Origin of the sequence: Devosia sp., assembly GCF_034675085.1 — a bacterium.
Lineage (GTDB): Bacteria > Pseudomonadota > Alphaproteobacteria > Rhizobiales > Devosiaceae > Devosia.
In genome coordinates this window covers 1-21883 of sequence record NZ_JAUCDN010000016.1, presented here as the reverse complement: position 1 = coordinate 21883, position 21883 = coordinate 1, and the positions used below count along the sequence as shown (strand labels likewise).

The following is a 21883-nucleotide window of genomic DNA, read 5'->3' as shown; positions in this document are numbered from 1 at the left end:
AGCATTGATGTTGGTTTGCAGCGCGGTGGCGTCGGCCGAGGCGGCGGTGAGGGTGATTTCCTTACCGTCGATGCGCAGCTTGGAGTTGGCGCCGAAGCCGCCGCCGGTGTGTTCGATCAGCGTGCGGGCGCCCACGCCCTGGGAGGCATCGGCCGGAGTCGCATCGCCATAGGCGGCTGCGAACGCCACGGAGGCCTTGGTGCCACCGCTGGCTTCCTGGAGCTTGATTTCGGTGAGTACACCGAACTGGCCACCATTGACCTTGAGGGTGCTGCCGGCGGCGACTTCATAGGTATCGACCTGGAAGGACTTGTCCTGGCGGGCCTGGCGCAGGGTCGACTGCATCGATTCCAGCGTCTTGGTAATGGCGGAAAGGCCATTGTCGGCGGCTTCCAGCGTCTTGACGCCGTTGGCCATCGAGTCGATCAGCGCGTTCAGGTCGCCGGCGCGGCTGTTCAGGGCCGAGGCGGTGAAGAAGCTGGACGGGTTGTCGAGGGCGGAGTTCACCTTGTTGCCACTGGCGAGACGCTCCTGCGTCTTGGCCATCATGGTCGCGGTGTTCTGGAGGGAAAGCAGGTTCGAGCGAACGGCTTTCGAGAGCGAGATATCGGACATTGTCCATTCCCTTTCTAGGAGTATGCGATACTACGAAGCCTCTTCCTGAGGTCTGGACGACTTTGATCGGGAGGTCATAAAGAACCGTTAAACGGGCGCCGAAACTTTGGACGAATTGCCGGGGCAAATTGAGCGCCGGGCAAGAAAAAGGCCCCGGTTACCGGGGCCTTGGGGATTTTTTCATTTATGGCGGGACGTTACACCCGGAGGTTAACTGTTGTGCCGGATCAGGCCAGCAAATCACGCAGCCGCGCCTGCGACTCCTCGGGAATTTCGCTGGAGCCGATGCGGCGGATCAGCTCTTCCATGGTTTGCGGGGTGGGGGGCAATTGCCCGGCGATGACGGCGGCGGCGAACATGGAGGAATGATCGCGCGGCTCGGCGGGGGGCTTTTCCCGGTCGGGGGTATGATGGGTGTTGTTGCCTGGGGCCTGCGGCTTGGCAGCCGCCGGGGCGCTGTTGGGCAGCACGGTGCGCTCGCCCGCGACGGGGCGATTGCGAAACTCGTTCATGTAGGTGCCGCCGGGGAGGGGCGCTTCGGAAATGACTGCCGTAATCATGACGCTGTCCCTGCATCAATGAAATACCATCTGGCAGCCCTAGTTCATTTCCATATCTCGGTGGTTACTTGAATCGCCGGCAATTAATTCAAGTTGCGGCAAGTCAAAGTGCGCGATTGACTGCGATTCCACGCGCCATGCTGGCCGGATCGGCAGTGATGGTGCCGGCGCGGCCATAGGTCCTGGCCTTATCCTGCTGGCCGACCACCTTGGCGACATCGGTGAGGATATCCTCTGTGACCATGCGGGCGGTGGCCAGCACGCGCAGGTTGTCGGCCATCTGGGTGGCGAGGCGGTCATGGCCCAGGCGCAGCCGTTCGAGCGCGGCGGGGGCCTGGGCCTTGAGGCGCTCGCCCTGGCGCTGCACCGAGCGGGCAAAGCTCACATAGTCCTGCGCCAGCCGCGTCTTGTCGGGGGTGAGGGCGCCGGCCTCGCGGATATGGCCGGCGCGCAGCAGGGTGGTTTCCTGGTTCATGACGTCGACCAGCGCGGCCAGGGTGGTCTCGGCCATGGAGCACAGCTCCTCGGCGGGCAGGGAATCGAGGGCGGCGAGGCGTGAAGCGGCGGTCATCTATAGGGCTCCCGGCAATCTGTTCTGGTTGTTGGCGGCTTCCTGCAAGGCGAGCAGGTCTGGCAGCATCTGTTCGGCGATGCCCAGCCCGCCATTGCGGGCCATGGTGTCGGCAAGGATTTCGGCCTGCATGGAGCGCCAGGTTTCCTCGCCGAACCCGCCGCCCATGGCGTCCTTGTCGGTGTTGATGGACGAAAAGAGTTCCTTGGTGAGGGTGTTGAGGAAGACGCCCTCGAATTCCTCGGCCTGCTGGCGCACGCGCGCGATCTGGCCGGGGGTGAGGCTGGAGCCGGGCGGCTGGATGGCGTGTGGCATCACAGCACCTCGATTTCGGCTTGCAGGGCGCCAGTGGCCTTGATGGCCTGGAGGATGGCGATGAGATCGCGCGGGGAAATGCCCAGCGCGTTGAGCCCGTCCACCAGCTGTTGCAGGGTCACCGATTCCGGCACCACGTTCAGTGCGGTTTCGGAGAGATTGGCATTGAGCGTGGTGTTGTTCTCCACGGCGGTGACGCCATTGCTCAGCGGATTGGGCTGCACCACGGTGGGGTTTTCGGCAATGGTGACGGTGAGGTTGGACTGGGCCACCGCCACGCTCGATACCCGCACATCCTTGCCCATGACGATGATGCCGGAATTCTCGTCGATGACGATGCGGGCGGTCTGGTCGGTCTGGATGATGAGCTGCTCGATATCGGTGAGCAGGTCCACGATATTGCCGTTGAAATTGCGCGGCAGGGTGAGACGCACCGTGGCCGGGTCCTCCGGGGTGGCGGTGGGGGCGCCGATGAAGTCGTTGACCGCCAGCGCGATGCGCCGCGCCGTGGTCAGGTCGGGATTGCGCAAAGCGAGGCGCAGCGAGGTCTGGCTGCCCAGGTGGAAATCGATCTCGCGCTCGATCAGCGCGCCCGAGGAAATGCGGCCGGTGGTGGGCACGCCCGAAATAATGGTGGCGGCGTCGCCCTGGGCCTTGAAGCCGTTGATGGAGACCGAGCCCTGGGCAATGGCGTAGACCTCGCCATCGGCGCCCACCAGCGGGGTCACCAGCAGCGTGCCGCCTTGCAGGCTGTCGGCATCGCCCAAAGCGGCGACTGACACGTCCATGCGCGAGCCCTGGGTGGCGAAGGGCGGCAGATTGGCCGTGACCATGACGGCGGCGACATTGGCGGTGCGCACATTCTCGCCGGCGGTGTTGACGCCGAGCCGCTCCAGCATGGATTGCAGCGACTGCTTGGTGAAGGGGGAATTGTTGAGGCTGTCGCCGGTGCCGTTGAGGCCGACGACGAGGCCATAGCCCACGAGCTGGTTCTCGCGGATGCCTTCCATGTCGACGATGTCCTTGATGCGCGCGGGCGCGGCAAAGGCATCCAGGGCCGGCAGCAGCCCCATCGTCATGGCGAGCGCGCCGGCCATCAGCGTGCGCAGCATCGATCTGGTCATCCTTCAATCCCCGTCGTCGGGCCCGCCATCCCCATGGCCGGCATTCACCAGGGATGTTGCGAAAAGCGTGCCAAGTGGAGAAGTGATTGTTTCTAAAGGTAGATTTTTTGGAAGAAGGCTGGCGACCCCGCGGGGTGAGCAATTCTTGCCGGGCATGTTAAGGCCTTGTTAACGACTGGCGGCAGATTTTGCCCATGCCGTCAGCAAACCGATCCGAGTCCGATTTTGCGCATCGACACCGTCAACCGCTCTTCCGCCCTGTCCAAGGGCTCGGCCGCGAGCCGGGCCGGCGGTGGCGTGGATTTCGTGCCGGCGGGCGGGTCGGCCCCGGCGCGGGTGGCGGGGCAGATGCCGGTTCAGGCCATGGCGGGCATCGAGGCCATATTGGCCTTGCAGGCGGTGGACGACGCGGCGACGGCGCGGCGCAAGGCGGTGCGGCGGGGCAGGAGCCTGCTCGATCTGCTCGACGACATGCGGGCCGACCTGCTGCTGGGGCGGGTGAGCGGAGAGCGGCTGGACGGGATGATGGCGATCCTGGCCGAGGCGCGCGAACGCTCGTTGCCCGAGCTGGACGGGCTGCTCGACGACATCGAGCTGCGCGTGCGCGTGGAGCTGGCCAAGACCGGGCGCTTTCCCGTCCTCTGAGGCGGGATCATCAATTTGTTGTCATTCCCGTGCTAGAGGCCTGATGCGCTAAGCCTTTCGCGCATTAAGCAGCCCGTGTCATGTGCGCTTGCCCGAGGGGGGCCAGACGCCTATATAGGCCGCCACAGAGGTGCATTGGAGTTGAGTCTACTGATGTCTTCGGGAGTAGAACTATCGGAATACCGGCCCAGTGACGACGAGCCGTTCATGAACTCGCGCCAGCGGGAATATTTCCGGGCCAAGCTCAATGCCTGGAAAGACGATATCCTGCGCGAAAGTCGCGAGACTTTGGAAAGCCTGCAGGAAGAAAGCCAGAACCACCCCGACATGGCCGACCGCGCCAGCTCGGAAAGCGATCGCTCGCTGGAGCTGCGCACCCGCGACCGCCAGCGCAAGCTGATCGCCAAGATCGACGCGGCGCTCAAGCGGATCGACGACGGCACCTATGGTTTCTGCGAGGAAACGGGCGAACCCATCGGCATTGCCCGGTTGGACGCAAGGCCCATCGCCACGCTGAGCCTGGAAGCCCAGGAAATGCACGAGCGGCGCGAGAAGGTCTATCGGGACGAATAAGCCCGCCGCCGAACGACTATTGAAAGGCCCGCCGATGGCGGGCCTTTCCGCATAAAATTGCCGCCTTGTCTCCGCCCCGACTTCTGGATCACAATGGGGCTTCATCAGGCTGGGAGGACGGGATGGCGCGGATCGGCTCGAAACTGGGGTGGCTGGGCCTCGTCGCCATGATGATGCTGGGTGCGCCTGCGCTGGCGACGGGCCAGGATGTCGAGCTGCTCAAGAATATCGACCTGCCCGGCTTTGACTATGATGTGGTCAAGGACACGAGCCTGGATGCCTGTTCGGCCGCATGCAGCGACGACACTATCTGCCGGGCCTTCACCTATAACAGCAAGTCGAAATGGTGCTTCCTCAAGGCCGAGGCGGGGGAGCGGGCCGAATTCACCGGCGCGGTTTCGGGGCTGGTGACGCGGGGCCTGACGCCGGACGAGCTCGAGGCCGAGCGCCGGGCCGAACTGCCCTTCTTTCCTGACGATCTGATCAATGCGGCCAAGCGGCTGGCGCGGGAGTTGCCGCAGACCGACGCGCCGCCGCCCAAGGCCAGCTATGGCGAGCTGATCCAGGCGGGCAATGACGCGCTGGATGCGGAAAACCGTGCCGGCGCCATTCTTGCCTATCGCCAGGCGCTGGCGATGAACCCCAACGATCCGGCGCTGTGGCAAGCCCTGGCCCGGACGGCGCTGGAGCGGGGCGAGGAACTGCTCGATAACGGCAATAACGACAGCTACAATCTGGGCCTGATGGCGAGCGCGGCGGCGATGAATGCCTTCCTGCGCTCGAGCGAGCCCATCGACCGGGCCAATGCGCTGGCGGCGCTGGCCAATGCCATGGAATATCGCGGCAAATGGCGCGAGGTGATCGCCGGCTACCGGCTGAGCCTGAGCCTTGCCGACAATGCGGCGATTGCCGAGCACCTGGACAAGATCGTGGCCGAGCATGGCTTCCGCGTCACCGACCATGTGATCGATGCAGATGCCGCTTCGCCGCGCATCTGCGCGGTGTTCTCCGAGCCGCTGCCTGGCGGCGGCGCCGATCTTTCGAGCTATGTGGTGGTGGCCGACACACCCCAGGCGGCGGTGGAAACCGGGCGCGAGCAGATTTGCGTCGAAGGGCTCAGCCATGGCCAGCGCTACTCCATCCGCCTGCGCGCCGGGCTGCCCTCGGCCGATGGCGAGGAATTGCTCAAGGATGTGACGCTGAACGTCTATGTGCCCGACCGCGCGCCCTTCGTGGGCTTTGCCAATAATGCCTATGTGATGCCGGCCGGGCTGGGCGGGGGGCTGCCGATCACTTCGGTCAATGCCGAAACCGCCGAGATCATGATTTACCGCATCGGCGACCGGGGCGTCGCCGGCGCCATCCGCGAGGGCATTTTCCAGGGCGATCTCAGCGAATATGGCGCCGAGGACATCGCCGAACGCGTGGGCGAGGAAATCTGGACCGGGGAGGTCGATCTCGCCCGCAGCCAGCCCAATGAGATGGTCACCACCGCCATTCCGGTCGCCGAGGTTCTGGGCGACCGCCCAGCGGGGGCCTATGTCATTACCGCCAAGATCAAGGGGAGCGATCTCGACTATTGGCAGGACCTGGCGACACAATGGTTCATCGTCACCGATCTGGGGCTGACCACCATTGCCGGCGATGACGGCGTTCATGCCTTCGTGCGCGGGCTCAATGACGGCCAGCCGGTGGCGGGCGCCACGGTGCGGCTGGTGGCGCGCAACAACGATATATTGGGCGAAGCGGTGAGCGATGCCGATGGCCGCGTGGTCTTTGCGCCAGGACTGGCGCGCGGCGTGGGCGGCCGGTCGGCGCAATTGCTGACGGCGGAAACCGGGGCGGGCGATTACGCCTTTCTCGACCTGTCGCGCCCCGCTTTCGACCTCACCGACCGGGGCGTCGAGGGCAGGCCCTCGCCGGGGCCGCTGGATGTGTTCGCCACCACCGAGCGCGGTGTCTACCGGCCGGGCGAAACGGTGTATCTGACCGCACTGCTGCGCAATGAGCGCGCCGAGGCGGTGAGCGGGCTGAAGCTGACGCTGGAAATCGAGCGGCCGGACGGGGTGATCTCGACAAGGCAGGTTCTGGATGACCAGGGCGCGGGCAGCTATTTCCTGGTGCTGCCGCTGGTGGAAGAAGCCATGCGCGGCTCCTGGACGGCGCGGCTCTATGCCGACCCCAAGGCGGCGGCGCTTTCCAGCACCAGCTTCCTCGTGGAAGATTTCGAGCCCGAGCGGCTGGCCTTCGACGTCACGGCGCCGGAAGGGCCGATGGAAATCGGGGCGGTGACGCCCATCGACGTGGTGGCGCGCTATCTTTATGGCGCGACGGCGCCCGACCTGTCCATCGAGGCCGATGCCATCATCCGGCCCACCTGGAGCCTTGCGGGCTTCCCCGGCTACAGCTTCGGGCGGCGCGACGACACCGCCGAAACCAGCCGCGAGCCGCTGGGCCTTGTGGGGGTGACCGACGAAGCCGGCAAGGGTGTGGCCGAAATCGCCCTGCCGGAAACCGAGGCGACGACGCGGCCGCAGGAAGCGCAGGTGCTGTTGTGGCTGGTGGACAGCAATGGCCGCGCCATTGAGCGCAGCATCAGCCGGCCGGTTCTGGCCAGCGGCGAGCGCATTGGTATCAAGCCGGTCTTTGCCGATACGAGCGGGCTTGGCGAGGGCAGCCAGGCGCAGTTCCAGATCGTCACCGTGTCGCCCGAGGGCAAGGCGGTGGCCCATGAGGGGCTCGACTGGACCATTTCGCGCGTCGAGACCAGCTATCAATGGTATCGCGACGGCAGTTCCTGGCGCTGGGAAGCCATCACCAGCACACGGCTCGTGGCGAGCGGCGTGGCCGATACGCCCGAAGGCGGGCCGGCCACGATCGGCGCCAATGTCGATTGGGGGCTCTATCGCGTCGAGGTGAACAGCCGCGGGGCGGACGCCACCTCATCGAGCTATGAATTCTATGCCGGCTATTACTATGCCGATGCCGGCTCGGACACGCCCGACACCTTGCAGGTGGCGCTGGACAAGCCGGCCTATCGCGTCGGCGAAACCGCCCAGCTCAAGCTCGACCCGCAATTTGCCGGCACGGCGCTGGTGATGGTGATCGATAATCGCCTCATCGCCATGCAGGCGGTGGAGGTGCCCGAGGGGGGCACCACCGTGCCATTGGAGGTGACCGAGGAATGGGGGCCGGGCGCCTATGTGACGGCCATTCTCTACCGGCCGGCCGACGCCGCCGAAAAGCGCATGCCTTCGCGCGCGCTGGGCCTGGCCTTCGCCGATGTCGATCCGGGCGAGCGCAAGCTCGACGTCAAGCTGGAAGCGCCGGCGGAAACCCTGCCGCGCCAGAGCTTTACCACCCGCGTGAAGCTGGGCAATCTCGCTGCCGGCGAAACCGCCTATGTGGCGGTCGCGGCGGTGGATCTGGGCATTCTCAACCTCACCAATTTCAAGGTGCCCGATCCCGATGGCTGGTATTTCGGCCAGCGGCAACTGGGCATGGAAATCCGTGATCTCTACGGCAATCTGATCGACCCCACCCAGGGGCTGGCCGGCGCATTGCGCTCGGGCGGGGATGGCGGCTCGGCGCGCACCGGCACGCCTCCGGCCACCTCGGTGCTGGTGGCGCTGCATTCGGGCATCGTCACCGTGGGAGCGGACGGCACCGCCGAAATCGAGTTCGAGATGCCGGACTTTTCCGGCACGGTGCGGGTGATGGCCATGGCCTGGACGGCCAGCGCCGTGGGCCATGCCTCCGCCGATGTGATCGTGCGCGATCCGGTGGTGGTGACCTTGAGCCCGCCCCGCTTCCTGCGCGTCGATGACGTCTCGCGGCTTCTGGTCGAGGTCAACAATGTCGGCGGCGAGGCGGGCGAGTATGGGCTGGCTCTGTCCAGCGGCACCGGTATCGGCACCGAGGGCGAGGACCATGTGGTGAGCCTGGGCGAAGGCGAGCGGCAGGCGCTGTCGCTCCCCCTCACCGGGATGGCCATCGGCGACTGGCCGCTGGCTCTGTCCATCACCGCGCCGGACGGCAGCGTGCAGACCAAGGAGCTGACGCTGGGCGTGCGCCCGCTTAGCGCACCGGTTACTGAAAGGACGCTGCTTTCGCTGCCGGCGGGGGAAGACGTGGTCGTGGGCGAAGATTTCTTCGATGGCTTCATGGCCAATACCGGCGCGATGACGCTGGCCATCGGTCCGCTGTCGCGGCTCGACGTGCCCGGCCTGCTGCTGGCTTTGGACCGCTATCCCTATGGCTGCGCCGAGCAGGTTTCGAGCCGGGCGCTGCCGCTGCTCTATCTCAACGACGTGGCCAAGCTTATCGGCACGGCGGGAGACGAAAAGCTCAACCAGACGGTGAAGGACGCCATCACCAGCCTCTTGGCCAAGCAAAATTCGGCAGGCGGCTTCGGGCTCTGGGGACCGTTCGACAGCGGCGACATGTGGCTAGACGGTTTCGTCACCGACTTCCTGCTGCGGGCCGATGCGGCCGGCTATGGCGTGCCGGAGCGGGCGCTGAGCCAGGCGCTGGACAATCTCTCCAACCAGCTGGCCTATGCCAGCGATTTCGACGGGGGCGGGGAGGACGTGGCCTATGCGCTTTACGACCTGGCCCGCGCTGGCCGCGCTACCATGGGCGATCTGCGCTACTATCACGAGGCGCGGCTCAATGCCTTCGGCTCGCCGCTGGCCAAGGCGCAACTGGGCGCGGCGCTGGCGCTTTACGGCGATCCGATGCGGGCCAAATCGGCCTTCGTCGCCGCCGTGGACAGTCTGGGCGACAGCCGAAGCGGCTATCGCGGCGACTATGGCACGCGCCTGCGCGATACGGCGGGCGTGCTGGCGCTGGCGGCGGAGTTCAAGCCGGCGGGCGTCGATCTCCCGGCGCTGACCCAGGACCTGGCCAGGCTCCGCGACGGGGTACGCTATACCTCGACGCAGGAGAACAGCTGGACCCTGCTTGCCGCCGCCGCTTTGGGCGATGCCAGCATGGATGGCTCGATCACGCTCAATGGTGAGCCGCTGTCGGGGCAGATCTACAGCGCCTATGAACAGGCGGGATTCGCGCCGGTAAGGATAGCCAATGCCGGCAAGGCGGACAGCGAAGCCACTGTCAGCGTAACCGGTTATCCGGTGACGCCACCGGAGGCGAGCCATCACGGCTTCACCCTAAGCCGCGATTACTACCGGCTCGATGGCAGCGCCTTCGATATCGAGAGCGAGCCCCTGCGCCAGAATGACCGGCTGGTGGTGGTGCTGACGGTGCGGCCGGATCAGCTCGGCTCGGGCCAGTATATCGTGGCCGATCCGCTGCCGGCGGGCTTCGAGATCGAAAACCCCGATCTTTCGGCGGGTGGAGGGGCCAATGATTTCGATTGGCTGTTGCTCGACGGGCCGGTGCATGTGGAATCGCGCACCGACCAATATGTGGCGGCCTTCCGCTATTATTCGTCGACGGAAACCATCACCACGGCCTATCTGGTGCGGGCGGTGTCGCCGGGCGTCTTCGCCCTGCCGGGCGCCACGGTGGAGGACATGTATCGTCCCGAATTCCGCGCCAATCTGGCCGGCGGCAGCATCGAGGTCGCCGCGTCCGGACCATGACCAGCCCGCCGGTCCCTCCCGTTTCGCCGCCGCCGCGTCGCAAGGCGTGGCGGCCGGCGCTGGCGGGCTTTCTCTTTTTTGCGCTGGTGATGGCGGGAATTATCCAGGTCAACATGATGCTGGCCGAACTGGTGCGCGGCCTGCCGCCGACGCCGGCGCTGGCCAGTATGCCGGTTTCGGCGACGGTGACCGACCGGGAAGGGCAATTGCTGCGCCCCTTTACCACTGCCGATGGCCGCTGGCGCCTGCCGACGGCTCGGGCCGATGTCGATCCGCGCTTTCTCGACATGCTGATCGCCTATGAGGATCGCGGCTTTGCCGAGCATGACGGCATCGCCTGGTCGTCCATGCTGCGGGCGGGGCTGCAATTTATCGGGGCCGGGGGGCGCGTCGTTTCGGGCGGCTCGACGCTGACCATGCAGGTGGCGCGGCTGATCGAGGGCGAGCCGACGCGCAATCTGTGGGGCAAGCTGCGCCAGATGGTGCATGCCGACCGGCTGGAACATGAGCTGGGCAAGGGCGACATTCTCGATCTCTACCTCACCCTTGCGCCCTATGGCGGCAATATCGAGGGGGTGCGGGCGGCGAGCTTGGCCTATTTCGGCAAGGAGCCGGCGCGGCTGACCACGGCGGAGGCGGCGCTGCTGGTGGCGCTGCCGCAATCGCCCGAGGCCCGCCGGCCCGACCGCGACCCGGCGGCGGCGCGCCGCAGCCGCGACATGGTGCTCGACCGGCTGGTGGCCATGGGCGCCCTGGGCGAAGAAGAAGCCGACTATGCGCGGCACGAGCCGGTGCCGACGGCGCGGCGGGAGTTTCCCATGCTGGCGGCCCATATGGCCGAGCAGGCGGTGCGCGCCCAGCCCGGCGCGCGGCAGGTGGCCCTGACCCTGGACCGGCGCTTGCAGGAGGCGCTGGAGCGGCTGGCGGCGGCGCGGGCCCGGCTGATCGACCCGAAAGTTTCGGTGGCCATCGTCGCCGCCGATATCGAGAGCGGCGACGTGCTGGCCTCGGTGGGGTCGGCGGGGCTGTTCGCCAGCGAAAGCGCCGGCTTTGTCGACATGACCAGGGCGGTGCGCTCGCCCGGCTCGACATTGAAGCCGCTGATCTATGGGCTGGCGTTCGAGCTGGGCCTGGCGCATCCGCAAAGCCTCATCGAAGACCGCCCGACCGCCTTCGGGGCCTACCTGCCGGTCAATTTCGACGGTTTCAACCGGGGCACGGTAACCATTCACGACGCGCTGACGGAATCGCTCAATATTCCGGCCGTCGTGGTGCTCGATGCGGTGGGACCGGCGCGGCTGGTGTCGCGGTTGCGCCGCGCCCATGCCGATCCGCGCCTGCCGGCCGGGGCGGCGCCGAGCCTGGCTATGGGGCTGGGCGGGGTGGGGATCACGCTGCGCGAGCTGGTGTCGAGCTATGCCGCCATCGCCAATGGCGGCCTGCCGGTGCAGCTCCATGATGGGGTGGGACCGCAGCCCGAGCCGGGCACATCCGCGCCGGTGCTGGACCCGGTCTCGGCATGGTATGTCGCCGATATCCTGGCCGATGTGCCGCCGCCGCTCAATGGCTCGCCCGGCCGTATCGCCTACAAGACCGGCACGTCCTATGGCTACCGGGACGCCTGGGCTATCGGTTTTGACGGGCGCACCGTCATCGGCGTCTGGGTGGGCCGGCCGGATGGGGCGCCGGTGCCGGGGCTTTCGGGCATCGTCGGGGCGGCGCCGGTGCTGTTCGAGGCCTTCGATCGCATCGGCAATCGCAAGGCGCCGCTGCGGCGGGCGCCGCCGGGAGCGATCCTAGCCTCAAATCCCGATTTGCCGGCGCCGCTCCGCCGCTTTCGCCACCCCAATGAATCCATGGTGGCGCGGCAGGCCGCCCCGCAAATCGCCTATCCCGGCGATGGCGTCGATGTCGATCTGGGACTGGCCTCGGGCGAGGCCAGCCCGCTCATGGTCAAGGTGCGCAACGGCGTGCCGCCCTTCACCTTCTTTGCCAATGGCGCGCCGTTCGGAAGGCCGGAATTTGCCCGGCAGAGCCTGTGGACGCCCGATGGGCCGGGCTATGTGACGCTTTCGGTGGTGGATGCCAAAGGGCAGGGGGATAGTGTGCGGGTGTTTGTGGACTGATGCGGGCCCGGCTTAAAACCCGAACACGGTGGTGATGCCGGACTGGCCATTGCCGTATTGGGCGCATTGCGCATTGGTGTTCTGGCCGAACTGAAACAGGCCGCAGCTATTGTTGTTGCCGTTCTGGCTGATGGTTCCCTGATGGCCATTGCCATCCTGAATGATCAGGCCGTGATTGTTGGCACCCGTCTGGTTGAAGCCTGCGGCGTTGAAATTGCCGTTCTGGATGCCGTTGGCGCCGGTGGCGGACAGTCCCTGCACCACGGAAAAGAGCCGCAGCCCCATGCCCAGGGCCTGCTGCTGGTCGGGATCGGTGGGAGAAAAGCTCAGCGAAATCTGGCCGGCGGCCATGGCGGGACTGGCAAAGCCGGCGGCGCTGATGATGAGGGCGGTTGCGGCGGCGGCAAGGGGTTTGGCGAACATTTGGGTCTCCTCTGTTGGACTGGTGTTTCAGTCCATGGAGGCAGGATGGCAGGGCGTGTCTGAACCGGCGGGGAGCGGTGCATTCAGATTTCGTTCACCATGCCAAAATAAAAAGCCCCGGTTTCCCGGGGCTTTCCATGGGGCTGGTGATGTCAGATGGGACGGATGAAGGGCTCTGAGCAATCGAAGTGTTCTCCGTCGGCCCATACTTCCAGGGTAATGTGGGGCACGGCGGTGGCATTGATCGTGACCATCCCCAGCGGGGTGACTTCATGGGGATGGGCGCTGAAGGCGCTGCCCTGATTGATGCTGGCCGTGCCGGCGCTGCCCCGGCTGTCGATGGCGAAGCGGTATTGGCCGGAGAGGGCGACAGGGCTGAGCACCGAGCCTTCTATGACGAGCAGGTTGCGCTCGGCCTTGACGGAGATGCCGCAACGCAGGTCGGGGCTGGTGTAGTCCGCCTTGCCCGTCTGGGCGGCCATGGCGGTGCCGGCGAGACCCAGAGCGGCGATGAAAGCAATTCTGTACAGGGCTTTCATGTCATCCTCACGGGCAGGCCTGGACGAAGGCGGAAATATTGCCGGCGCCGTTCTGCACGATATTGGCGTTGCAGCCATTGCCGACCTGCACGCCGGCGGCGGTGTTGCCGAAGCCGTCCTGGGTGAGGATGGTGGTATGATTGGAGCCGAACTGGCCGACGCCGCCGGCATTGTTCCAGCCATTCTGCCAGACATCGCCGTAATTATTGTTGCCCTGCTGGCCAATGGCGCTGACATTGTTGCCGCCGGACTGGTTGGAGAGGCCGGTGTTGAAATTGCCGGTCTGATGGGCGCCGAAGACGTTGTTCCAGCCGCTCTGGCTCCCACCCACCCCGTTGCCCCAGCCGAACTGGTGGATGAAGATGTCGTTGGCCATGGCGGGGGAAGCGGCGGCGATGGCGGAAGCGGCGATGGCGGCGATGACGACGGTGCGGATCATTTGGTCTCTCCTCGTTTGGGTGGCGTTCGCTCGGAGCGCCTTGTGGTGATGACCCGATGAATAAGGAGGCGAGCCCGAACCGGGCCTGAAACGCCGGTTCAGGCAGCGTTCATTGAATTTTCACTCCGCCATCTTCCAGCAGAATGGTTCGCTCCAAGCCGATGGCGGCAAGGAAATCGGCGTCGTGGCTGACCACAAGCAGCGCGCCGTCATAGGCCCTGAGGCCGGCTTCCACCTCGGCAATGGCGTGGATGTCGAGATGGTTGGTGGGCTCGTCGAGAATGAGCAATTGCGGCGGGCGGTCGGCGCCGATGGTGGCGGCAAGGCCCGCCCGCAGCATCTGCCCGCCGCTCAGCGTGCCCACGATTTGCAGCGCCGCATCGGCGCGGAACATGAAACGGGCCAGCGCGGCGCGGCAGGCCAGTTCGTCGGCCCCGGGATTGAGCGCCAGGAAATTGTCGCGGATGGAGAGCGCCGGATCGAGCAGGCTTACCGTTTGGTCTAGCAGGGCGAAGGGCACGGCGATACGGGCCGCGCCGGAGACGGGCGGCAGGGCGCCGGTGAGCAGGCGCAGCAGTGTTGTCTTGCCGCTGCCATTCGGGCCGGTCAGGGCGATGCGCTCGGGGCCGGTGAGGGTGAGCGAGAAATCGCGGATCAGATTTGGCTGCGTATCGGGGCCGCCGGAGAGGCCGGTCGCTTCCAGCACCACACGCCCGGCGGGCAGGCCGGTGGGGGTGAGCTTGACGGTCAATGGCGTCAAAACCTCGATGCGGGCGCGCGCCGCGCCGGCGGCGCTGCCGGCCTCGCCGCGCAGACGTTCGGCCAGGCGCGAATTGCCGCCTGACGTGTTCTCGGCATTTTCCTTGCGGCCCCCGAGCAGGATCCTGGGCATGTCGCCCTTGGCGGCCTTGCGCTTTCCGGCATTGTCGGCGCGGGCCTGGCGCTCGCGCGTCTGCTGGATCTTGCGCTCGGCCTCGCTCACCCGGCGCTCGGCCACGGCCAGGTCGTGCTCGGCGCTGGCGAGGTCCAGCGCCTTGCGTTCGGCATAATGGTCCCAATTGCCGCCATAGACCGTTGCGCCCAGCGTGGTCAGCTCGACAATAGCATCCATTTCGCGCAGCAGCGCGCGGTCATGGCTGACCACGATGGCGCTGCCGCGCCAGCGGTGCAGCAGACCGATCACGGCCTCGCGGCCATCGGTGTCCAGATTGTTGGTGGGCTCGTCGAGCAGGATCAGATCGGGCCAGGCGAGGACAAGCGCGGCAAGGGCGACGCGGGTGCGCTGGCCGCCGCTGAGGGCAGCAAGGGGGCGCTCCGGCTCAAGGGCGGGAAGGCCCATGTCCGAGAGGGCGGTTTCGATGCGGCCGGGGAGCATCCAGTCGGCCTTTTCGGCGTCCTCCAGCGTGCCGATGCCCCGCTCGAGCCGGTCGAGGCGGGCCAGGTCCTGGGCGATGCCCAATTGGCTGGCGACGGTCTCATCGCCCTCCACCTGCACCGATTGGGCGAGCATGCCCAGCGTTCCGCTGACGGTGACGCTGCCCGCCTGGGGCGCGATCTCGCCGGCAATGATGCGCAGCAGGGTGGATTTGCCCATGCCGTTACGGCCGATCAGCCCGGTGCGGCCGGGGCCGAAGGCAAGATCGAGACCGGAAAAGAGCGGGTGGTTATCGGGGGTGGACCAGGAAAGCTGGTGCAGGGAAACGGAGGCAGGCATGGGCAGAATCCAGATGAGCGATGCGGGAAGGGCAGTCGTTCGTCTGGAAATCCATGGGTACCGTCCGGTCAGTGCTGCGGATGGGGGGAAGATAGGGTGTTCTGATGCGGTGTCAACCGGGGCTTAAGCCAAGCGCCCTCCCATCCACCGTCGCTGCCATGGGGCTCGCAATCTGGCCCACGGGTCAAGCCCGTGGGCAGCGCCGGTGCCTGCCGGTGTTTGGGGATGGAGCCGACCTCACCCCAGATAGCGCTGGCGCAAATGGGCCTTGAAATAATCGGCGTTGAGGGGTTCGCCGGTGGCGCGGGTGATGAGATCGGGCGTCGACCAGCGTGAACCCTGCGACCAGATATGGTCGGCGCGCCACTGGTTGATGGCGGAAAAATCGCCCTTGCGCATGGTGTCGCGCGCATTGGGCAGGGCTTTTTCCAGGGCGGCCCATTGCTGGGCGGCGATCATGGCGCCCAGCGTGTAGCTGGGGAAATAGCCGAAGGCGCCGCCGGGCCAATGCACATCCTGCATGGGGCCGTCCTTGGGATCGAGAATCGTGGAAATACCCAGATACTCGACCATCTTGGCGTCCCAGGCCTCCGGAATTTGACTGGCTTCCAGCTTGCCCGAGACCAGTTCCTGCTCCAGCTCGTAGCGCAGGATGACGTGGAGCGGGTAGGTGACTTCGTCGGCGTCGACCCGGATATAGCCGCGCTCGACATGGTTCACTTCCGCAAGGATGTCGGCGACATCCCAGCCGGGAATGGCGTCTGCGCCCAGGTGCAGATGCACCAGCGGCAGGGCGAATTCCCAGAATTCGGGGCTGCGGGCGAGCTGCATTTCCACGAACAGGCTCTGGCTTTCATGCATGCCCATGCCGCGCGCCTTGCCCAGCGGCCAGTGCGACCACGCCTTGGGCAGGCCCTGCTCGTAAAGGGCATGGCCGGTTTCATGCAGCACACCCATGAGCGAGGAGAGCAATTCGTCGGTGCGGTAGCGCGTGGTCATGCGCACATCGCTGGGCACGCCGCCGCAGAAGGGATGGTGCGAAACGGCGAGCGAGCCATGGGTGAAGTCGAACCCCACGGCGCGCATGGCGGCCAGGCCCAGCTCGCGCTGCTTCTCGATGGGGTAGGGGCCGTTAAGCGGCTTGCGCGGGCGGCGGGCGAGGCGCTCCTCCTGCGCGGCCAGCGCCTCGGGTACGAAATCCTTGAGGAAGCTCTTGAGATCGGCAAAGACGAGATCGAGATCGGCGGTGCGGTTGCCGGGATCGTATTGCTCCATCAGCGCGTCATAGGGCGCCAGGTCCAGCGCGTCGGCGCGCAATTGCGCCTCCTCGCGCACCAGCGCGACGACGCCTTCCAGCGCCGGAACGAAGCTGTCCCAGTCGCCCTTGGCGCGCAGCTCGCGCCAGAGCTGCTCGGAGCGCATGGTGGCCGCAGTGCGGCGCTCGACGAACTCGGTGGGCAGGCAGGTGGCGTTGATGTAGCCGCGCTCGAATTCGCCCAGTGCCAGAACCTGGTCCTCATCCAGCGCCTCGGCTTTGGCTGCCGCGATCCAGTCGGCGATTTCGGGCGCGGTGGCCTGGGCGTGATACATGCCGGCCAGCGTGGCCATGGCCTCGGCGCGCTTTTCTCCGCCGCCCGGAGCCATATGGGTGGCCTCGTCGGCGCCCAGGATGGACAGGGCGTGCTCAAGCGCTTCGAGCTTGTGGCCGAGCGTATCGAGTTTCTGGAAAGACATGAGAGGCTCCAATCGCTGTTGGCCCGCGATGTTCCACAAGCGGGGCGATGGGGCAAGGCCGGAATGGGGAGAGGCGCAGCCGGGGAGACTGCGCCTCGGGGAAAAGGGCCGGGCCTGTTCTGGGCCGCGGCCCGCACGGCGCTTCCGGGCGCCGCGGGGAGCCCCTTGCGCACCATTGGGGGAATGTGCGCAAGAGGAAGAGCGTCAGAAGGGCAGGATGGCGTCCATGGCCTGCTGGCCATAGCGGGGCTGCTGCATATTGGTGATCTGGCCCCGGCCGCCATAGGAGATGCGGGCTTCGGCGATCTTGGACGAGGGCACGGTGTTGTTGGCCTGGATGTCGGAGGGGCGGACGATGCCGGCGACGATGAGGTCGCGCACCTCGAAGTTGACGCGCACTTCCTGGCGGCCCTCGATGACCAGATTGCCATTGGGCAGGACCTGGGTGACGACGGCGGCCACCGAAGTGGTGAGGCTTTCCGAGCGGTTGACCGAGCCATTGCCGCGATTGTTCAGACCCGAGTCCAGCGAGATGAGATCGGAGGGGTCGATATTGCCATTGCTGACATTGTCCACCACCTGCCCGAAAATGCCGCCCATGCCGGCCGAATTGGTGCTGGAGCGGCTCGACTGGGTGGTGTTGGCGATCTTGGCGCTGTCATCGATGGTGACCATCACGGTGAGGATGTCGCCGATGCGGTGGGCACGCTCGTCCTTGAAGAAGCCCTTGGCCGAGGTGCGGTAGAGCGAATTGGGCTGGTAGGTGTCGGCAATGGCCGCGGGCATCGGCATGTTGACCGGCTGATAGCCGGCGACCGTGGTGGGGTCGCTGATGGCGGTGAGCGGGGGCGCCTTGCCGACACTGGCGAGCTGATCCATGGTGTTGCAGCCGGCCAGCAGGGCGGGAAGCGTCAGGAGGGCGGCGATCTTGGCGATATTCATTATGGTTTCTCCTGACCCCTAGAGGCCGGCAATGGTGAGCGGGCGGGCGCTGACTTCGACGGTGCCGCTGGCAATGGCCGTGGCACTGATGACGCGCTTGGACATGAGGTTGAGCACCTGCACCGGCTGACCGGCGGCGGCGCTGGAAACGGCCTGGCCCTTGACGCTGAGGGTCATGGGACCGTTGCGGAAATAGATGGTCACCGGATCGTTCTTGAGCACGGCCAGGGGCGTGGTGACGTCGGCGGGCTTGAGCATCATGCCCTCGCGGCTCTGGCGCACGAGGGTCTTGCCCAGCACGTCTTCGAGACGCAGCATGCCGGTGGTTTCGACGAATTTGAGCGGCACGGTGCGCATCTCGATATTTTCGGGCATGAGCAGGGTGCCGGCCGGCAGGCTGGCGTTGATATGGGGCGTCTGCACCAGCACCTCGATCGAACCGGCCAGGTCGAGCGCCTGCTCGCGCCCGGCAATGGCGAAGCGGGCGGTGAAGGCGCCGCTGCCGGGCAGGTAGCGCAGGGCAAGGAGCGTGGCGGGTTCGGCCACGGCCTCGGCATTGACCGGAATGAAGGGCACGGAAAAAAGCGCGTCGATGCTCATGCCGTCGCCGATGATGCCGCGGGTGCGCAGGTCATCGGCAATGAGTGCGCTCAACAGCGCCTCGTCGACGATGGCGGCGGCGCGGCTGACGCGCACGGCGGTGAGCCCGTTGGCGGCCATGGAGGCCAGGCCAGCGCGGCGCAGCGCGGCGTCGATGTCGCCGATATTCACCAGCCCGGTGGTGCCCGGCAGGGGCGCGCGGAAGAGCGGGGTCTCCGCCTGGGCGCCGGCATCGTCGAACATGTCGCCCATGGTGACGATGGCATTGGTGACGACCACATCGGCACGCAGGACGGGGGCGGCCGTGACGGCGCCGGACAGCAGCAGGACGGCAAGGCCGGAAAGCGTGGAACGCAGCATCATCTTCACCCCTCCCATCAACGCAGCTGGCTGGTTGCCTGCATCATCTCGTCGGCGCCGGAGATGACGCGGGCGTTCATCTCGTAGGCGCGCTGGGCGGCGATGAGGTCGGCGATTTCGGTGACGGAATTGACGTTCGACATTTCCAGGTAGTTCTGCATCAGGTTGCCATAGCCCGCGATATTGGGGACGCTGACCTGCGCCGGACCGCTGGCCGCGGTCTCCAGGAACAGGTTGTCGCCCATGGATTCCAGGCCCGACTTGTTGACGAAGCGGGCGAGCTGGAGCTGGCCGACCTGGGTGGGCATGTTTTCGTTGTCGAGATAGGCGCTGACGATGCCATCGGGCGAAATGGTGATCGACGAGGCGGTGCCGGGGATGACGATGCCCGGATCGATGGAATAGCCGGTCGAGGTCACCAGCTCGCCTTCGGCGGAGCGCTCGAAGGAGCCGTCGCGGGTATAGGCGGTGCGCCCGTCGGGCAATTGCACCATGAAGAAGCCTTCGCCGCGAATGGCCACGTCCAGCTCGCGCTCGGTGACGTTGACGCCGCCCTGGCTCATGACGCGCGGGGTGGAGACGGTGCGCACGCCCGAGCCGATCTCGAGGCCCGCCGGCACCATGGTGCCGGTGTCGGAGGTGGTGGCGCCGGCGCGGGTGATCTGGTGGTAGAGCAGATCCTCGAATTCGGCCCGCTGGCGCTTGTAGCCAGTGGTGCGCATATTGGCGATATTGTTGGAAATGACTTCGACGTTGCGCTCCTGGGCGCCCATGCCGGTGGAGGCGATATAGAGAGCTTTCATGGCTTGTCCTCCGATCAGGCGTTGGCGTCGCCAAGACGCTGGATGGCATTGCGGCGCAATTCATCCTGCTTGGTGGTGAGGGATGCGAGCGATTCATAGGCGCGGGTGACGCGGATCATCTCGCTCATCTCCGCCACGCCAGAGACATTGGAGCGCTCGATGAAGCCCTGCATGGCGCGTGTAGCGGTGGCAGGAAGCGGGGTGCCGCCAGCCCACAGATTGCTGCCCTGGCGGGTCAGTTCCTCGACATTGGCGAATTCGACCATGCGCAGCCGGCCCTTGACGTCGGCGCTGCTGCTGATCGAGCCGTCGGCGGCGATGGTGATGTCGCTTTCCTGCGGGCCGAACTGGATGGGGCCGCCTTCGCCCAGCACGGGATTGCCGTTGAGATCGACAAGCTGGCCGGTGGCGTTGAGCTGGAAGGCGCCCGAGCGCGTCCAGCGCTCGCCCGCCGGGGTCTGCACGGCAAAGAAGCCTTCGCCGTTGAGACCGACATCGAGCGCGTTGCCGGTCTGCACCAGCGCACCCGAGGACATGTCGTGAACGGTTGCCCAGTCCTGCACGTAGGAGAGGGGCTGGTCGAGGCGCGGAAAGTCCTTATCGCGCGCCACCGGCATGATGTATTCCTCGAACAGCAATTGCTCGGCCTTGAAGCCGGTGGTGTTGAGGTTAGCCATGTTGTTGGCCACCACATCCATCTGCCTTTGCAGAGCCATCTGCCGGCTGAGGCTGATAAGTTGCGCATTCCCGATCATTGCCGGTCCCCGGAAGTTAACGTCCCCGAGGCGGCACGCTTCCCCAAGCGGCTGCCTCGCCGTTTACTTTGCAGAAACCATGCCAGTCTGAAAAATTTAATAAAATCAGATAGATAGGGACCGCTCCCGGTTGGGCTTGCCGGCGCAGTCTTTCCGCATCGGGTAAAAACTGCCCGGCAAAATTTGCCGGCGCAGGGGTAAATGTAACCAATCGTTAACCATCGGGCGCTTAGCTCAAGCTGAGGGGCGGAATCGCCCGAAAAGCAGGAATAGGGCAGGTTGCATGGCGGTGGAAGCAGAAGCCGAAGGCGGCGCGGAAGCCAAAAAAGGCATCCCCAGGCTCTTCATCATCATCGGGGCTGCGGCCATCGTGGTGCTGCTGGGCGGGGCGGGGCTGTTCTTCTTCCTCTCCTCCGCGCAGACGGCAGCGCCCGCCGATAGCGCCGAGGCGGCGCCGGCGGCCCCTGCCGACACCTTCATCTTCAACCTGCCGCCGATGATCGTTAATCTCAACAATGATGGCCAGGCCGGAAGCTTCATGAAGCTCACCGTGGCGCTGGAAGTGGCCAATGAGGAGATGATGACTGAAATCCAGCCCCGGCTGGCCAAGGTCACGGATGCCTTCCAGGTCTATCTGCGCGAATTGCGCAAATCCGACCTCGAAGGTTCGGCGGGAATCTATCGCCTCAAGGAAGAACTGCTGCGGCGCGTCAATGTCGCCATCTATCCAAGCCAGGTGGAATCGATCCTGTTCAAGGAAATCCTGGTGCAGTGATGGCGGGGCCAACCGAACAGGACAAGCTGGCTGAAAACTGGGGACTCGACGATGTCGACCTCTCGGGCGCGGCCGCGCCCGAAGACAGCATGACCGAGGAAGAAAAGGCCGCAGCCGCCGCCGCCGAATGGGCCGCCATGCTGGAAGGCACCGACACCGAAGAGGGCGGGGCCGACCGGGTGCTCAACCAGGACGAGATCGATTCTCTGCTCGGGTTTGACGCCAGCGTGGGCAGCAATGTCGAGTTGACCGGCGTGCAGGCGCTGATCAATTCGGCGCTGGTCTCCTACGAACGCCTGCCGATGCTCGAAATCGTCTTCGACCGCCTTGTGCGGCTGGCGACGACATCGCTGCGCAATTTCACCTCGGACAATGTCGAGGTGACGATGGATTCGATTTCCTCGGTGCGGTTCGGGGATTATCTCAACTCGATCCCGCTGCCGGCCATTCTTTCGGTCATCAAGGCCGAGGAATGGGAGAATTACGGCCTGCTGACGGTGGATTCGAGCCTCATCTATTCGATGATCGACGTGCTGCTGGGCGGACGGCGCAGCGGGGGCAATATCCGCGTCGAGGGGCGGCCCTATACCACCATAGAGATGGCGCTGGCGCGCAAGATGATCGAGATCATCCTGGAAGACACCCGCCGCGCCTTCGAGCCGGT

The 21883-nt window shown here is 65.9% G+C and carries 18 protein-coding genes and 2 pseudogenes; 6 read left to right on the top strand and 14 right to left on the bottom strand.

The features are described from left to right. From VDP82_RS02325 to VDP82_RS02305, 5 genes and pseudogenes are all read right to left on the bottom strand, one after another. Positions 1-615: pseudogene (locus tag VDP82_RS02325) on the bottom strand (hypothetical protein); the annotation flags it as partial. Positions 616-842: 227 nt separating this feature from the next. Next, complete coding sequence (locus VDP82_RS02320) at positions 843-1175, bottom strand: hypothetical protein (protein WP_323013222.1); 333 nt, start codon at positions 1173-1175, stop codon at positions 843-845. Between the two features lie 103 nt (positions 1176-1278). Continuing rightward, positions 1279-1746, bottom strand: coding sequence for a flagellar protein FlgN (locus VDP82_RS02315; RefSeq protein ID WP_323013221.1), 468 nt, complete (start codon positions 1744-1746; stop codon positions 1279-1281). Next, a complete protein-coding gene (locus tag VDP82_RS02310; protein WP_323013220.1) occupies positions 1747-2061 on the bottom strand; it encodes a rod-binding protein in 315 nt (104 codons plus the stop codon). Continuing rightward, a complete protein-coding gene (locus VDP82_RS02305; protein WP_416347066.1) occupies positions 2061-3185 on the bottom strand; it encodes a flagellar basal body P-ring protein FlgI in 1125 nt (374 codons plus the stop codon). The genes VDP82_RS02310 and VDP82_RS02305 overlap by 1 nt, the downstream gene beginning before the upstream one ends. A 225-nt stretch (positions 3186-3410) precedes the next feature. Here VDP82_RS02305 and VDP82_RS02300 point away from each other — a divergent pair, with 225 nt between their 5' ends. The 4 genes from VDP82_RS02300 (at position 3411) to pbpC (ending at position 12135) form a co-directional block, all read left to right on the top strand. Continuing rightward, positions 3411-3830 (top strand): flagellar assembly protein FliX, encoded by a 420-nt coding sequence (locus VDP82_RS02300; RefSeq protein ID WP_323013219.1) that lies wholly within the window; start codon positions 3411-3413, stop codon positions 3828-3830. 153 nt (positions 3831-3983) lie between these two features. Next, on the top strand, positions 3984-4403 hold the full coding sequence (dksA, locus tag VDP82_RS02295) for an RNA polymerase-binding protein DksA (RefSeq protein ID WP_323013218.1): 420 nt from the start codon (positions 3984-3986) through the stop codon (positions 4401-4403). Between the two features lie 122 nt (positions 4404-4525). Then, on the top strand, positions 4526-10009 hold the full coding sequence (locus tag VDP82_RS02290; RefSeq protein ID WP_323013217.1) for an MG2 domain-containing protein: 5484 nt from the start codon (positions 4526-4528) through the stop codon (positions 10007-10009). Positions 10010-10098: 89 nt separating this feature from the next. Beyond that, positions 10099-12135 (top strand): penicillin-binding protein 1C, encoded by a 2037-nt coding sequence (gene pbpC / locus VDP82_RS02285; RefSeq protein ID WP_323013216.1) that lies wholly within the window; start codon positions 10099-10101, stop codon positions 12133-12135. Between the two features lie 12 nt (positions 12136-12147). Here pbpC and VDP82_RS02280 read toward each other — a convergent pair whose 3' ends face one another. The 9 genes from VDP82_RS02280 to flgF all read right to left on the bottom strand — a co-directional run bounded on the left by VDP82_RS02280 (position 12148) and on the right by flgF (position 20444). Further along, positions 12148-12558 (bottom strand): curlin, encoded by a 411-nt coding sequence (locus tag VDP82_RS02280; protein WP_323013215.1) that lies wholly within the window; start codon positions 12556-12558, stop codon positions 12148-12150. Positions 12559-12710: 152 nt separating this feature from the next. Then, positions 12711-13097, bottom strand: a complete 387-nt coding sequence (csgH, locus tag VDP82_RS02275; RefSeq protein WP_323013214.1) for a curli-like amyloid fiber formation chaperone CsgH — start codon at positions 13095-13097, stop codon at positions 12711-12713. A 7-nt stretch (positions 13098-13104) separates the two neighbouring features. Continuing rightward, positions 13105-13536: a curlin gene (locus tag VDP82_RS02270; RefSeq protein WP_323013213.1), complete on the bottom strand. Its 432-nt coding sequence runs from the start codon at positions 13534-13536 to the stop codon at positions 13105-13107. A 109-nt stretch (positions 13537-13645) separates the two neighbouring features. Continuing rightward, positions 13646-15250, bottom strand: coding sequence for an ABC-F family ATP-binding cassette domain-containing protein (locus VDP82_RS02265; RefSeq protein WP_323013212.1), 1605 nt, complete (start codon positions 15248-15250; stop codon positions 13646-13648). A gap of 237 nt (positions 15251-15487) precedes the next feature. Continuing rightward, complete coding sequence (locus tag VDP82_RS02260; RefSeq protein ID WP_323013211.1) at positions 15488-16984, bottom strand: carboxypeptidase M32; 1497 nt, start codon at positions 16982-16984, stop codon at positions 15488-15490. 204 nt (positions 16985-17188) lie between these two features. Further along, positions 17189-17926: a flagellar basal body L-ring protein FlgH gene (flgH, locus tag VDP82_RS02255; RefSeq protein ID WP_323013210.1), complete on the bottom strand. Its 738-nt coding sequence runs from the start codon at positions 17924-17926 to the stop codon at positions 17189-17191. 18 nt (positions 17927-17944) lie between these two features. After that, on the bottom strand, positions 17945-18889 hold the full coding sequence (gene flgA, locus VDP82_RS02250; RefSeq protein WP_323013209.1) for a flagellar basal body P-ring formation chaperone FlgA: 945 nt from the start codon (positions 18887-18889) through the stop codon (positions 17945-17947). 14 nt (positions 18890-18903) lie between these two features. Then, positions 18904-19689 (bottom strand): flagellar basal-body rod protein FlgG, encoded by a 786-nt coding sequence (gene flgG, locus VDP82_RS02245; RefSeq protein WP_323013208.1) that lies wholly within the window; start codon positions 19687-19689, stop codon positions 18904-18906. A 14-nt stretch (positions 19690-19703) separates the two neighbouring features. Next, positions 19704-20444, bottom strand: coding sequence for a flagellar basal-body rod protein FlgF (gene flgF, locus VDP82_RS02240; RefSeq protein ID WP_416347065.1), 741 nt, complete (start codon positions 20442-20444; stop codon positions 19704-19706). Between the two features lie 283 nt (positions 20445-20727). Between flgF and VDP82_RS02235 the strand changes: the two genes are divergently transcribed. After that, positions 20728-21219 carry a flagellar basal body-associated FliL family protein gene (locus VDP82_RS02235; protein WP_323013207.1) on the top strand — a complete coding sequence of 164 codons (492 nt, stop codon included), beginning with the start codon at positions 20728-20730 and terminating at the stop codon, positions 21217-21219. Beyond that, a pseudogene (gene fliM, locus VDP82_RS02230) lies at positions 21219-21883 on the top strand (flagellar motor switch protein FliM); the annotation flags it as partial. The gene VDP82_RS02235 and the pseudogene fliM, both read left to right, overlap by 1 nt.

Excerpts from the sequence above, each read along its gene's own strand:
- flgF (WP_416347065.1), bottom strand. The coding sequence starts at position 20,444 with ATGATCGGGAATGCGCAACTTATCAGCCTCAGCCGGCAGATGGCTCTG.
- pbpC (WP_323013216.1), top strand. The coding sequence starts at position 10,099 with ATGGCGGGAATTATCCAGGTCAACATGATGCTGGCCGAACTGGTGCGC.
- VDP82_RS02270 (WP_323013213.1), bottom strand. The coding sequence starts at position 13,536 with ATGATCCGCACCGTCGTCATCGCCGCCATCGCCGCTTCCGCCATCGCC.
- VDP82_RS02315 (WP_323013221.1), bottom strand. The coding sequence starts at position 1,746 with ATGACCGCCGCTTCACGCCTCGCCGCCCTCGATTCCCTGCCCGCCGAG.
- VDP82_RS02280 (WP_323013215.1), bottom strand. The coding sequence starts at position 12,558 with ATGTTCGCCAAACCCCTTGCCGCCGCCGCAACCGCCCTCATCATCAGC.
- VDP82_RS02290 (WP_323013217.1), top strand. The coding sequence starts at position 4,526 with ATGGCGCGGATCGGCTCGAAACTGGGGTGGCTGGGCCTCGTCGCCATG.
- dksA (WP_323013218.1), top strand. The coding sequence starts at position 3,984 with ATGTCTTCGGGAGTAGAACTATCGGAATACCGGCCCAGTGACGACGAG.
- VDP82_RS02265 (WP_323013212.1), bottom strand. The coding sequence starts at position 15,250 with ATGCCTGCCTCCGTTTCCCTGCACCAGCTTTCCTGGTCCACCCCCGAT.
- VDP82_RS02305 (WP_416347066.1), bottom strand. The coding sequence starts at position 3,185 with ATGACCAGATCGATGCTGCGCACGCTGATGGCCGGCGCGCTCGCCATG.
- VDP82_RS02260 (WP_323013211.1), bottom strand. The coding sequence starts at position 16,984 with ATGTCTTTCCAGAAACTCGATACGCTCGGCCACAAGCTCGAAGCGCTT.
- VDP82_RS02235 (WP_323013207.1), top strand. The coding sequence starts at position 20,728 with ATGGCGGTGGAAGCAGAAGCCGAAGGCGGCGCGGAAGCCAAAAAAGGC.
- flgH (WP_323013210.1), bottom strand. The coding sequence starts at position 17,926 with ATGAATATCGCCAAGATCGCCGCCCTCCTGACGCTTCCCGCCCTGCTG.
- flgA (WP_323013209.1), bottom strand. The coding sequence starts at position 18,889 with ATGATGCTGCGTTCCACGCTTTCCGGCCTTGCCGTCCTGCTGCTGTCC.
- VDP82_RS02320 (WP_323013222.1), bottom strand. The coding sequence starts at position 1,175 with ATGATTACGGCAGTCATTTCCGAAGCGCCCCTCCCCGGCGGCACCTAC.
- VDP82_RS02310 (WP_323013220.1), bottom strand. The coding sequence starts at position 2,061 with ATGCCACACGCCATCCAGCCGCCCGGCTCCAGCCTCACCCCCGGCCAG.
- flgG (WP_323013208.1), bottom strand. The coding sequence starts at position 19,689 with ATGAAAGCTCTCTATATCGCCTCCACCGGCATGGGCGCCCAGGAGCGC.
- csgH (WP_323013214.1), bottom strand. The coding sequence starts at position 13,097 with ATGAAAGCCCTGTACAGAATTGCTTTCATCGCCGCTCTGGGTCTCGCC.